Source organism: Acinetobacter sp. D009, assembly GCF_038562025.1.
GTDB lineage: Bacteria > Pseudomonadota > Gammaproteobacteria > Pseudomonadales > Moraxellaceae > Acinetobacter > Acinetobacter pittii.
The window spans coordinates 1,010,325-1,023,132 of sequence record NZ_CP151886.1; the positions used below are offsets into that span (position 1 = coordinate 1,010,325).

General features: G+C 36.7%; 10 protein-coding genes. 1 reads left to right on the forward strand and 9 read right to left on the reverse strand.

What is annotated here, in order from left to right:
- Positions 1-7: 7 nt before the first annotated feature.
- From AAC388_RS04765 to AAC388_RS04805, 9 genes are all read right to left on the reverse strand, one after another.
- Positions 8-904 (reverse strand): hypothetical protein, encoded by an 897-nt coding sequence (locus AAC388_RS04765; protein ID WP_342371260.1) that lies wholly within the window; start codon positions 902-904, stop codon positions 8-10.
- Positions 882-2,726: a hypothetical protein gene (locus AAC388_RS04770; protein ID WP_002118983.1), complete on the reverse strand. Its 1,845-nt coding sequence runs from the start codon at positions 2,724-2,726 to the stop codon at positions 882-884. Before AAC388_RS04770 ends, AAC388_RS04765 begins: the two co-directional genes overlap by 23 nt.
- Positions 2,727-3,977 carry a glycosyltransferase gene (locus tag AAC388_RS04775; protein ID WP_342371261.1) on the reverse strand — a complete coding sequence of 417 codons (1,251 nt, stop codon included), beginning with the start codon at positions 3,975-3,977 and terminating at the stop codon, positions 2,727-2,729.
- Entirely contained in the window at positions 3,964-4,860 is an 897-nt protein-coding gene (locus tag AAC388_RS04780; RefSeq protein ID WP_342371262.1) for a hypothetical protein, read from the reverse strand. Before AAC388_RS04780 ends, AAC388_RS04775 begins: the two co-directional genes overlap by 14 nt.
- Positions 4,860-5,609 (reverse strand): hypothetical protein, encoded by a 750-nt coding sequence (locus tag AAC388_RS04785; protein ID WP_262441469.1) that lies wholly within the window; start codon positions 5,607-5,609, stop codon positions 4,860-4,862. Before AAC388_RS04785 ends, AAC388_RS04780 begins: the two co-directional genes overlap by 1 nt.
- A gap of 194 nt (positions 5,610-5,803) precedes the next feature.
- Complete coding sequence (locus AAC388_RS04790; RefSeq protein ID WP_342371263.1) at positions 5,804-7,246, reverse strand: deoxyribodipyrimidine photo-lyase; 1,443 nt, start codon at positions 7,244-7,246, stop codon at positions 5,804-5,806.
- Positions 7,247-7,364: 118 nt separating this feature from the next.
- Positions 7,365-7,847 carry a peptidylprolyl isomerase gene (locus tag AAC388_RS04795; protein WP_002118581.1) on the reverse strand — a complete coding sequence of 161 codons (483 nt, stop codon included), beginning with the start codon at positions 7,845-7,847 and terminating at the stop codon, positions 7,365-7,367.
- A gap of 135 nt (positions 7,848-7,982) precedes the next feature.
- A complete protein-coding gene (locus AAC388_RS04800) occupies positions 7,983-9,269 on the reverse strand; it encodes an NAD(P)/FAD-dependent oxidoreductase (protein WP_274858515.1) in 1,287 nt (428 codons plus the stop codon).
- 97 nt (positions 9,270-9,366) lie between these two features.
- Positions 9,367-10,686 (reverse strand): D-alanyl-D-alanine carboxypeptidase PBP6B, encoded by a 1,320-nt coding sequence (locus tag AAC388_RS04805; protein WP_342371264.1) that lies wholly within the window; start codon positions 10,684-10,686, stop codon positions 9,367-9,369.
- A 170-nt stretch (positions 10,687-10,856) separates the two neighbouring features.
- On the opposite strand from AAC388_RS04805, the gene AAC388_RS04810 reads away from it, so the two are divergent.
- Positions 10,857-12,560, forward strand: coding sequence for a PDZ domain-containing protein (locus AAC388_RS04810; RefSeq protein WP_342371265.1), 1,704 nt, complete (start codon positions 10,857-10,859; stop codon positions 12,558-12,560).
- The last annotated feature ends 248 nt before the right edge of the window (positions 12,561-12,808 follow it).

The following is a 12,808-nucleotide window of genomic DNA, read 5'->3' on the forward strand; positions in this document are numbered from 1 at the left end:
ATTAAGGTTAGTGTTTGATTCGATTTATGGTGGTAGAAATACCACCATAAGTGAGACGGTACCATAAGCTCACAATATTAACGCACCAGCGGCTCATGTAATGAGGGCCATCAAAAATATAAACAGTTTTACCTTCATATGCTTTTAGCTGAGAAATAATTTCCCAAGGATATGCGGCTCTAAATTGCCCATTCTTTTTCACTCTAAAAGCTTCTAATACTATAATTACTTTGTCTTTTCCAAGTTTATGTTCAAGCTGATCTAAAATATGTTTGGCCTGTTTAGGTGATCGAACGCCAACGCCAACACCATCTTGGAAAAAAACTCCCGTATGGTCAGGCAGCCAGCTTTTAACCCATAAATCATAATTTTCAGGCTCAGTTTCGCCACTATAAATACTTACCCAGACTGGTGAAGGAAGTTTTGATAGCACATGGCCTAGAGCACTGACTCGTAGCCAAGTTGGATCTGCTTCTACCGGAAAGTAATAACCTTTAAATGCTGTTTTTTGTTCTTTTATAATTTGGGCAGATTTTTCGCCTAACTCAATGACATTAGCTCGAGCTTTAGGTTCATTATATTCACCGGCTAAGCCTAATATAAGATTTTTTGCCCAAGGTTCTTGTTTAATCTTTTCTAAATTAATAGCTTTTTCCCATTGAGGAAAATTTGATTCTTTCCACCAAGATTTAGATTCAACAACAGACCATTGGGGAACAAATGTATCAACACCTAAGTAGTGCCAATTTCCTTCTGGAGGAGTCGTTTTATTATCAGGCTGCCAGAAAATACCTTCAATATGAGGGGCTTGACCTTGATGTTTGAAAAGCCCCGCATATACGATGACACTACATATAATTAAAATAATAAAAGCAGCTATTTTAATTGGTATCTGTTTTCTCATTATTTCGTCTTAACCAGTACCACAAGAAGATAATTATTATCATAATTGCAGAGATAATCACAACTAATAAGAAGAAAGAAGACTGTTGGACTAGAGGCGCCTTTTGATTTCCGACAATGAGTTTTTGTAAAACATAGATATTTCCATTTTCTGAAACCAGCATTTTCGTCACGTTGTTTGGAATTTTATGTTGTATTTTTTCCCAAAGGTGCATAAACGTTTGTGCGCCACCTTGTGAGTCGGTAATCACATCAAAGCGGTTATTGTTATAACTGACAATAAAACCATTTTGGGCAGCAGGTGCATAAATAATATCCTGATGCATTAGTACTTGTTGTTGATAAATATCTTTGTTAACGCGGACATTTACAGATTGTGGCGCGCTCGGTGAATAACGGACTAGGTTGAGAGGCATTGGTGCTTGGGTTAAAAGCATTTTTTTCGCAGTTTGACCTAACACAATCGCGATATTTAATGCACCAGATTGACCATCAACCGCAATTGTGGGGGTTGTTGCTAAAGTCATTGAAATTGCGGCTACACCATTTTTAAGTTTATGAGGTAGCTTTACAGTAGATTTGGCTGTATCAATCCAAAGTGAACCATGTGCGTTAGGTAAACATTGGGAATTGGCTATCACTGAATTTTCCAGCTTTAGACTAAAATTTGTCGTATTAGAAATAGCTTTTGCAAAAATATTGAACTGACGGTTTACTGGGTCTGAAGCAAGGTCGGCTGTTTTCATGCTTCCAGCAAGTCCTCCATCAATCCAAGCTGTAATATTGGAACCTTGTAATAAACCACTTTGAATACGAAGTGCGATTTGTCCTTGCAAGATATCGGTTGGTTGCCATACCGCAGGGAAATCAAGAAATAAGTTTTTTTCAGCGTGATTTAATCTGAAATCTTGAATACCTAAATCGGCGAGTGTATCGATTTTTTTAAATTGAGCCCATGTTGGATTAGATATTGTATTTGGAAAAACTGCGTTTCCTGTACTCAATTGTTGTACATAAGAAGAATTAATTAGTCCATTTACTGCGCTCGTTAAATCTTGTTGAGTATGATAAGTAATTGATAAGGTAGGCACACCTTCTACAGGTTTTGCAATTTGTACTAGTGCTCCGCCTTTTAGTGGTGCTGCTGAGCGAATAACTTCAATAATAAAGTTTGTTTCAGGATTTAAATTGGTTTGTCCTGAATCAACCCATTCAACAGGTGTTATGGAGGTCCATGAACTTGCTAATCTGGCGAGCATGGAGGCTTCTATAATCTCTTTACGGTTGTATTTTAAAATACCAACAAATGGAGTAGGCCGTCTCGCTTGTGGGTTATATAAAGCATCTGGCAAATCTTTTAAGCGATATTCATTACGAATAGGTGTAAAGTCGAGCTGGGAATTACTTAAATAAGTTAGGTGGTCAATATCTTCTGTACAGAATGTTTCTTTGGTTTGATTCAGCGTAGTCGGTTTCGCATATTGTTGAATAATAAAATCTAAACGGTGAAAACCACTCTGACTTGCTGGAATATCAAATTTGACTTGACCATCCCCACTTAGGGTAGTGTTATAAATGAGTTTATCATCATATTTTACAAGTAAAGTTGTATCGCTTTCAGTGGAATAATCACTTGAAAATTGAATGTTTTGCCACTGGGCACCTTTGCCAATATAGAAAAAATGAGGCTCGACTGTGTATTTAGTAGAAGTACTAATATCGTCCAGTTCCCATGTATACGCATGAGCAGACATGGCGAGCATAAGACTGGTGCTGGCAAGGAGCACTTGAGCTGTTTTGTAAAGATCAAAAGTCTTTTTCATTTATTTTTTCTCCTTGCTACGTTCCGTTTTGTACCATTGAAGGGAGTTGCCCTGTATTTTATTTTTAAGCATGTCATATGCGGCTTTAAAAACAATAAATAGAAATATTTGTGAGTAACTTACGTAAGATAGAACTGAATAAAAGTAGAGTTCTGGTTTAACTTTTTCGAGTGAAAGCGTAAACCACATTTGTGCCACATATAGGCAAAATGACAGTCCCCATAGAGTTGTGAATGGGCCTGGAACTGAAATACCCGCAATATCAAGTATGCCAAGGGTTAAGGTGATATGACTCCAGAATAAAGCGGGTACAAAAAGTATGTAGCACATAATGTTGTTAAGAATTTCAATTCCGATAGGAAAAGGCGTTCTTAATGCGACGGGTAAATATTTACGAGTCACATAAAAATTACCTTGGGTCCAACGTGAACGCTGTTTAACAAACACACTCAGAGATGGAGGATCTTGCTGCCAACCAATTGCATAGGGCACCCATTTAATCCGTTTTTGACCAATGAAAATCCTAAAACTCATTTCTGTATCATCGACCAATGACTTTTCATCAAAACCGCCTAAGGTTTCTAAAGCATCACGCCAAATCACATAGTTAGTACCCATTAATGTCGATAGCTCAAAACGTTGCCAACGACCGCCTTGGAAAATCCATTGGAAAAAGATGAACTCAATGGCAATAAATCGGGTCAAAATACTATCTTGCCAATTACGTGTTCTTACTTTTCCATTAACGGCTACTAATTTTTTATCGGCAAGTAGGGTTTGAGCTAGCAAGCGAATACAATCGGGTTCTGGTGTACTGTCCGCATCATAGACAACAATCAATTCGCCTCTAGCATGGGGGAGGCCATTATTAAGCGTTCTAGATTTACCTTTACCCCCCATTCCTTTAGGAACATTAACAATCTTTATGCAAGGATAAATTTTTGCCAAATTTTCGGCGATTTCTAGGGTGTTATCCTTTGACCCATCATTAATGAGTAAAACTTCATATGCTTCGGCTGGGTAATCTTGTTGAGCAATTGCATGCAAAGTATCTTCAATCACAACACCTTCATTATAGGCAGGGATCAAGACACTCAAAACGGGCCATCTCTCTGGTATTGGAAGGTTTTGTAACTCTTTTTCTGCTGTTTTTGAATATTTCCAAGCTTGATAACTTAACCACGCCCAAAATGCTTGTGGAATCCAAATCCCTAAAAATCCAAATAAGAAGAGAATATCAATGGGAGCCATTTGATTTAACCCTCCTGATAATAGACGAGATGAGCAAGACTAATAAAATCAACCCGATTACAAGAGAGAACCATGAAATATAGCTACCAAACGTACCAAGGAGGTCAGGGTAGGTACTCGTCAGAATTAGATCGAGTGGAACTACAACAGTACTTAAACCGATAAAAATGTATCCAAGGAAATTAGTTTTTACATGCTCTGGCGTACTTATGTAATTAATCTTATTAAATTTCCAAGATATTCCGAGTTGAGGATATCGAATATTTGTTGTTGGTAGATTAGCAGGAGGATTAATAATAATTTCATAGCCAGAAATATGATTATTAAAAGGTTTAGCCGAATAAAATAAATGCTGTTTTTGCTTAATTTCTCTAGAGGGGAGAGGAAGCTGTGACGGATTAAATTGAATAATATAGCTACCAGCAGTCTGTGAAATTAAGTTTTCATCCCAACCTGTTGAGACAAATGCAGCCATGGGCCGTAAACCAATTGCGGTCGAAAATGTGGCTTTTGCAGCAAAATATTGAGGCTGTTCTGATTTATAAAGTGCAATTGGAATTGCACCTTGACTGACCGCTTCTTTTAATAAGAAATAATGAGAAAAACTGAAAACTTCATCTGGCAATATAATGCCGGGTTTTATTCCTCTATGAATCAGCTGTTGAAAACTATCTGAACTGATCTGGTCAATTGTAAAGACAGGCCACCATGTGTCTTGATAAGGGAAAAACATGGAAAGATCGTCTGTGCTTTGAACTTCTGTTTTAGTGTATTCCCTTTTAATTTCACAATGATAATATTGCCGATAAAACTGTTGTAACGTAGCATCGGGATATTGGCTAGAGGCAATAATAATTCCACAAATATTAAGAAGATTAGACATTAAGTCGTCTCCTCTTGAGGTGGAATCTGAATGATTTTATATTCTACTTCAAGCCTCAAAGTCATAATTTCTCTTAGCTTTTTAATAAAATCAGGTTCTTCATCCGTTTTTTGTTTGCGAATTACAATACTGTATATATTTTCAAGGTCATCATCAGCGAACTGGAAAATAATTTCTTGTGGATGATGCTGGCTCAAAATTTTAATCATTTCATTTTGAGTGGTTTTCCACACATCATCCCCTAACATTTCTTTAATTAAGCTTCGATTGAGAATTCTAATTTCAAAAACTTCATAGTCTTGTATGTAATGATGATCAAGAAGTTTAAAGAAACTACGTTGAAAATACTTGAGTGCACTAATTGGGAAAATATCACGGCGATAATTACGGTCATAACTTTGAATATCGCGATATTTTTGGACATTAATTTCAATGTTATGGCGAACAGCACTCAGAAAAAGAGGAATAAGAGGAATAATAAAAAGTAAAAGAAGCTGACGTTCGATATGAGTTTGGGCACCTAAATCGAGTAGAAAATATACTGCAACACCGATAAAAGCAAGTAGGCCCACAATTAAAGATGCACCAACTTGTAAAAAGGCTCCAGAAATTAAAAGAATAAGAATGAAGATCCAACTTCCTCTAAAACTGACAGGCAACCACTCATACGCCACTATGCCCATAAATAGATGAGCTGCGATAATCCATAAGACGAGTGTTCTTCCAGGGTTCTTTTGTTGTTGTTGCATGCGGGCTATGGCTACCTTTTTGTAATGTTAATTTTTTTATACTTTTATTACTAAACGTGAGACATTGCGAAGTTATTGTTGTTTATGGCCTTTTTAAGTAACTATTATGTTTATTTGTAGATCAAAGTCACTATTTAGTCAAATATTGTTCTTATTTTTTAATTAAAAATAAACAGATAAGACGTAATTCTTATCTAAATACTCTTGAAAGTTTCAATTGCTTTAAGGCGTGTTTCCTTTAAATCAACTATTGGTTTTGGATAATTTAACTGAGTATTTGTTTTGGTCGAGTAGGGCTCATGAATGGCTTTATTGTCTAAATGAGCTAATTCTTCAACCCATTGACGAATATAATCTCCATTTGGATCAAATTTCTTTGATTGAGCAATAGGATTAAAAATTCTAAAGTAAGGTACAGCATCAGTTCCGGTAGAAGCGCACCATTGCCAGCCACCATTATTTGCTGCTAAATCACCATCGATTAAATGCTCCATAAACCATTGTTCACCTACTCGCCAATCGATGAGCAAGTTTTTACATAAAAACATGGCTGTAATCATGCGTACACGATTATGCATCCAGCCAGTTTTTAAAAGTTGACGCATACCCGCATCAATAATCGGTATACCTGTCTGGCTCGTTTGCCATGCGGCTAGGTGCTCTGGATTGTGACTCCACTTAATTTTTTGAGTATCTTTTTTAAATGGAATATGTTTAGAAACATGTGGGAAATCAAATAAAATATGCTGATAAAATTCTCGCCAAAGCAGTTCGTCTAACCAAGTCTGCTGGCCTTCATTTGTCAAATGAAAGTTGCCATGTTCAGCCCTAAAAAGAGCTTGCAGGCACTGGCGGATAGACAAAATCCCAAGGTTTAAATAGGGAGAAAGTTGGCTAGTTCCTTTTATATTGGGAAAGTCACGTTCAGATTTATAATCAGATAGATGATCTTTAATAAATACGTCGAGTTGATCTAGAGCAAAAACTTCTCCGGCTGGCCATAAGTCTTGTTGCTCTTTAGAAACAGAAGGTTCAAAAAAAGCTTCAATATCTTCTAGGGTTAAGCTGTTTATTTTTGAAAAAAACGATGGATAGCCACTTTGCTTTTCAGGAATCGGATAGCATTGAGGTAACCCACTGATATCCAATTTTGAATAACATGCTTTTTTGAATGCACCGAAAACCTGATAGGGCTGCTGTGACTGGTTGCGAATTGAGCGTAAAGGAAAAATCGTACGGTCATGAAATAAAAAAAGTTCTTTGCCTTGTTGATTTAAAAAATCTTGTACAGTTTTATCTCTTTTTAATTCATTAACGCCGATCTCTATATTTGAATAGACATTTTCAATATTAAGTTGAGTGCTAAGTTCACCAATATAATCAGCGATATCTTTCCAGTAAGGAATGACTTGGATAATAAGGGGAATATTAAGTTGTTCTAGTTCTTTTTTGAGTTGTTGAAGTTGACGTAGATAGAAATTAATTTTTATAGGTGCATCGTGATGCATTTTCCATTGTTCAGGCGATAAAATAATTAACCCAATACAAGGCCCTTGTTGAGAGGCATGCCATAAAGCAGCATGGTCTCGAACTCTCAAATCTTGACGAAACCAAATTAGCTGATTTACGTTTGACATGAAAATTGGCCCTTTTAGAGTGAAGTGAGTTAAAGAATTATTATCAAAATATTATATAAAAATAAATACATAAAAAAAGCAAAGCCGAAGCTTTGCTCTTATCATCTTTAAAGATGAATTAGTGGTGATGACCACCAGCACCGTGTACGTGACCGTGATCTAATTCTTCTTGAGAAGCATCACGGATTTCTACGATTTCAACTTCAAAAGTTAAATCTTGACCAGCAAGTGGGAAGTTAGCATCAACAACAACGTTGTCGCCTTCAACCGCTTTAACAGTAACGATCTGTACGCCGTCATCTGTTTGAGCTTGGAATTGCATGCCAGGTTGAATGTTCTCAACACCTTGGAACATTTGAGCTGGAACTTCTTGTACTAGGTCTGGGTTGTATTCGCCATAACCTTCAGCAGCTGGAACGTTAACAGTGAATTTTTCACCAACAGTTTTACCTGTTAATGCATTTTCTAAACCAGGAATGATATTGCCTGCACCGTGCAAATAGGCAAGTGGTTCACCTTGAGATTGATCAAGTGTTTCACCCTCAGCGTTTGTTAATTTGTAGTGGAATGAAACCACGTGGTTATTTGCAATAGCAGTCATGTTTTTGATCCATTCAATCAATTGAAGCGTACATCATAAAGTGAAAAATAAATTTTGTAGACTACAAAATCTTAATCTTTGGCACTTTTTCTGATGCGTTTTTATATAAATAGGGACGAACTTAAAAAATTCAACTTAATACAGCTTAATTTTTGGACGTACACGTCTTGTAAGTAAATCTTTCATTGTGAGTAGTCCAGCCTGAGTATATCCGTGAATCGTTGCTTGATGTAAACGATATAAAGAGACATACATTGTTTTCGCAATATAGCCTTGCACGCTGACATCACCAAGTAATTCTCCAACGGCTTTATGACGACTTAAAGACACGAGAGAACCTTTGTCGTTAAATGTAAACATTGGCTGTGATCGACCATTTAGTCGAGCAGCCATAGCATCGACTAAGAAGCTGGCCTGTTGGCTTGCAACTTGAGCACGCGGGCCAAGTGGAGGATGTCTTGCATCAAGTTGGCAATGAGCACAGTCACCAAACGCAAATACATTTGGATCAGAATAAGTTTGCAACGTTGCATAGACCATCAGGCGGTTAATATTGTCGCGTTTAAAATCGATAAAACTTTCTAATACCTTCGGTGCTTTTACGCCTGCGGCCCACACGGTAATATCACTTTTGAGTTGATTACCATTACTAAAGTAGATGCAATGTTTATCAATTTTTTCAACGCGATGTTGAGTTAAAATTTCAACACCCATTTTTTTGAGTTGCCCAGCACTGTGTTCAGCAGTTTTATCATTTAAAGCAGGTAAGATACGTTCAGAAGCTTCAATCAGTGTGATTTTGACTTGGTTTGGATGAATCTTCTTTAAACCATATCGATAAAAGTTTTTAGTCGTTTCAATTAACTCAGCTGCAAGCTCTACACCTGTTGCTCCCGCACCAACAATTCCAATATTTAAAGTTCGCTGATTGGGTTGATTTTGAGCTTCAATATAAAGATGTAATAAATCTTGCTGGAAAATATCGGCTTGCTTTCTGCTATCAAGGAAATGGCAGTTTTCACGCACACCTGCTGTATTAAAGTCATTTGATACTGAACCAAGCGCTAAAATAAGTGTGTCATAACTTAGCTTTTGCGAATGATTCTGCTGATCCTTAGACACTTGAGGGGGCATTAGTTCAATTAATTTTTTATCTTTATTAACTCCAACTAATGTTCCGAGCACAAATTCGTAATGATGTTTTTCTGAGTGTGCAAAATAGTTAGTTTGTTCTTCGTGGGGATTTAAAGAACCAGCAGCAATTTCATGAAGCAATGGTTTCCAAATATGGGTAAGGTTTTGGTCAACCAATGTAATCTTTGCTTTACGATTTTTCCCAAAAGTTTCACCGAGTTGTGTTGCCAGTTCTAAGCCGCCAGCACCACCACCAACAATTACAATATGATGTAAATTTTGGGTCATTTTTTCACCTAATTATTTTTCTATAAAAAAAGATGGCTAAATTATGCCATCTTTTATTTATAAAAATTATTGTGCGTCTGTGCACAATTTGATGTTTTTAGTGCGAATCTACTGGGTAAAGTTTTGCAGCACTATGTTCACTTGATGAAAAAATAGAGAAGAGGCTAGAAAACCACATTGCGATTTTTTGGAAAATGTTGGCTTCTTCAATATGTACGTTATCTTCGATTTGAAGACTACGGATAAGTTGATTATTTTGATAAATCGATACTGTTGCCAAACTTACGACTTTCATTAATGGCGCAGTTAATTGTTTTTCATTGAGTTCAATGTTTACATGGGTCTGAGTCGTTTCAAGTGGAGCAATCACCTTGAGCTGTTGATTGCTATCAAGTACTTGAACGCGTTGAGTCACATTATCAAAAGTATTTAGATCAATTGGTGCTGGGTCTGCGTATAAAGATGTCGTTACAATTGTCGGTTGCTTTGTTTCTACCTTAAACATTTTTAAAGTCGACTTTACAACAGGTAGTTCAGCAATTAATTTTTGCTCAGGAATAATCACTTCATCACGTGTATAGGCGTAAGCAAGATTCATTAATTTATCTGCAATCTCAGCACGTTTTACAGCACTCGGCGTACCTAAAACAATGACTAATAAACGTCTTTGACTTAAGTCAGATGAGAATGAAGGACGTGAAGCTGTTAAAGCCAAGTTATAACCTGCTGCCTTGGTATATCCCGTTTTTAAGCCATCTACAGATGGATCATATTTCAAAGCAAGATTAGTCGCGTGGTGGAAACGTTGGTTATAGCTAAAGCTTGGCATTTTTGAATAATGTAAATATTCAGGGGTTTGTTTAATTAATGCCTGACTTAATAAGCTAAGGTCGTGTGCTGTAGTGAAATGGTCAGGCATTGTAATTCCAGCAGGATTACTAAAATGAGTATCTTTCATACCCAAAGCTTGAGCTTCCTGATTCATACGCTGCACGAAGCGCGGAACATCGCCAGAGATTTTTTCAGCTAAAGTCACGGCTGCATCATTAGCAGACATCACGATTAGACCTGCCAATAACTGATCAACTGAAATTTGTTCACCAGCTTTAAGATACATTTGTGATTCATCCCACTGCACAACACTAACCACTGGAGTTGCAGTAATGATTTCTTCTTTTTTCAGTTTTCCAGCTTTAATCTCTTTTAGGGCAATGTATGCAACCATCATTTTGGTTAAAGATGCTGGTGCACGTTGCACATGGCTATTATGTTCAGCAATGATTTGACCCGATTGAGTATCTACAATAGTCCATGCAGCAGCTTCAACACTTTCAGGTGCAATATTGAGTAATGCAGCATTGGTTAGGGTAGTACAAAAAATACTAAAGAGGGTAAAAAGAGATAGAAAAAATTTCACGGATGACCTTAACTTCACTGGCAAATACGGGACACAGATGCACAGCATGCTATGCCTTTTTTTCATGGAAGGCTAGTGTGAATTGTTGCCAAAAAATACATCTACGCAAGACGATACAAAAAAGTGATAATCTAATGTGAAGCCGTTCTTATTTTTAAATTGAAGAATTTATGTTGCATTATCAAATTGAGTTCGATGATTACAAACAGCACCTTGTTCACGTGACAATTCGTTTTTTAGCCAACCCGAATCAGGAACTTTGGTTACCAACGTGGATTCCGGGTAGTTATCTAATTCGAGAGTTCTCAAAACATATTGAATCCGTTAAAGCTTATGATGAAGCTGGACGTCTGCTGGACATTAAAAAAACGAGCAAGAATCGCTGGCGTTTATTTAATACAGACCACGAATTAATGACGATTGAATATGATGTGTATGCATATGATTTGTCTGTACGTGGTGCGTATGTAGACCAGACACGCTTATATATTAATCCAGCATGCGTATGTTTAGCTTTAGAAGGACAAGAACAGTCTGCTTGTGAAGTCGAAGTTTTCTTGCCAGATGAATTAAAACATTTTCAGTTAGCAACGGGCTTAGCTTCAAAAAGCTTAGTTAAAGGTCGATTTACTTTAAAAGCAGATCATTATGATCAACTGATCGATAGTCCATTTGAGTTGGCTGATCAAACACGCTTTAGTTTTGAGACGAACGGCATTGAACATGAGTTCGTAATTTCTGGTTCGCACAATACCAATATTGATCGCCTAAAAGCCGATATTGAAAAGATTTGTGCAGCTGAAATAAATATGTTCGGGTCAGCACCATTTAAAAACTATACCTTTATGACCATGGCAACAGGCAATAGTTATGGCGGATTAGAGCATTGTAATAGCACAAGCTTGATTACACCGCGTGAGGATTTGCCAAAGTCGAATGAACCCATTGAACCTTCTAAAGATTATCAACGCTTTTTAGGCTTATGTAGTCATGAATATTTTCATTCATGGTTAGTCAAGTTTATCCGCCCAGAAAACTTTGCAAACTATAATTTGCATCAAGAAGGCTACACGTCTTTATTGTGGATATTTGAAGGCTTTACTTCATATTACGATGACCTGATTTTATTACGTAGCGGCGTGATTTCTCAGAAGTCTTATCTTGATTTACTCAAAGCACAAATTGACCGTTATTTGCAAAACCCAGGCCGTTTTGTTCAAACAGTTGCAGAGTCAAGTTTTGACGCGTGGATTAAATTTTATCGTCAAGATGAAAACTCGAATAATGCGGGTACCAGTTACTACAATAAAGGTTCGTTAGTTGCGTTATGTCTAGATTTAGGTTTACGTCTACGTGGTTCTAGTCTTGATGCTTTAATGCGTCGGTTATATGAAAACACTCAAAATGGTATGCAAGTAAATGAAAGAACTATTTTTGATTTATGTAAAGAACTGACGGGTGATAGCTGGATTGAACAAATTAATCATTTGATTAATACCACTGATGAATTACCACTTGATCAACTGTTTCCTGAGTTTGGCTTAAGTTATAGAGTTAAAACTGACAAATCTTTGCCACTTGGTTTGAAACTTGTTGATAAGCCAGAAGGTGTACTCGTGCAAAGCGCTCGCCGTGATAGCGCAGCAGCTAAAGCAGGTATTTCTGCCAATGATGTAATTATTGCAATTGATGGTTTAAAAGCGACCACTAAACTTGTTGAGAAGTATGCAAAGCAGGGCGGAACTTATACTGTGTATGCTTTCCGTCGCGATGAGTTACTAACTTTTGAAGTTGAGTGCGCTACATCTGATTTAACTGAAGTTGAACTTATTATTGAAGATCAGGCTAAAACTGAAAAATGGTTAAAAGCTTAAATAACAGTTAAATAGTTTATAAAAAACCGATGTTTTGTACATCGGTTTTTTATTTTTAAGTGCTACTAAACGATGAGATTCGTTTTATCTTTGAGTTTGTTTTGAATGAAAAGTATAATAATTGTCAGAACTCTGAAAGATATCTCATGTAATTTAATCGTATCCAGTCCCTAAAAAAGTAATGATGAATGATGTATTACTTAAAGTTGGGTATAGGAATATTATCAATAGATTTAAATTATGTATTA

Coding starts and splice junctions, on each gene's coding strand:
- AAC388_RS04800 (WP_274858515.1), bottom strand. CDS start 9,269: ATGACCCAAAATTTACATCATATTGTAATTGTTGGTGGTGGTGCTGGC.
- AAC388_RS04775 (WP_342371261.1), bottom strand. CDS start 3,977: ATGGCTCCCATTGATATTCTCTTCTTATTTGGATTTTTAGGGATTTGG.
- AAC388_RS04780 (WP_342371262.1), bottom strand. CDS start 4,860: ATGTCTAATCTTCTTAATATTTGTGGAATTATTATTGCCTCTAGCCAA.
- AAC388_RS04810 (WP_342371265.1), top strand. CDS start 10,857: ATGTTGCATTATCAAATTGAGTTCGATGATTACAAACAGCACCTTGTT.
- AAC388_RS04795 (WP_002118581.1), bottom strand. CDS start 7,847: ATGACTGCTATTGCAAATAACCACGTGGTTTCATTCCACTACAAATTA.
- AAC388_RS04785 (WP_262441469.1), bottom strand. CDS start 5,609: ATGCAACAACAACAAAAGAACCCTGGAAGAACACTCGTCTTATGGATT.
- AAC388_RS04770 (WP_002118983.1), bottom strand. CDS start 2,726: ATGAAAAAGACTTTTGATCTTTACAAAACAGCTCAAGTGCTCCTTGCC.
- AAC388_RS04765 (WP_342371260.1), bottom strand. CDS start 904: ATGAGAAAACAGATACCAATTAAAATAGCTGCTTTTATTATTTTAATT.
- AAC388_RS04790 (WP_342371263.1), bottom strand. CDS start 7,246: ATGTCAAACGTAAATCAGCTAATTTGGTTTCGTCAAGATTTGAGAGTT.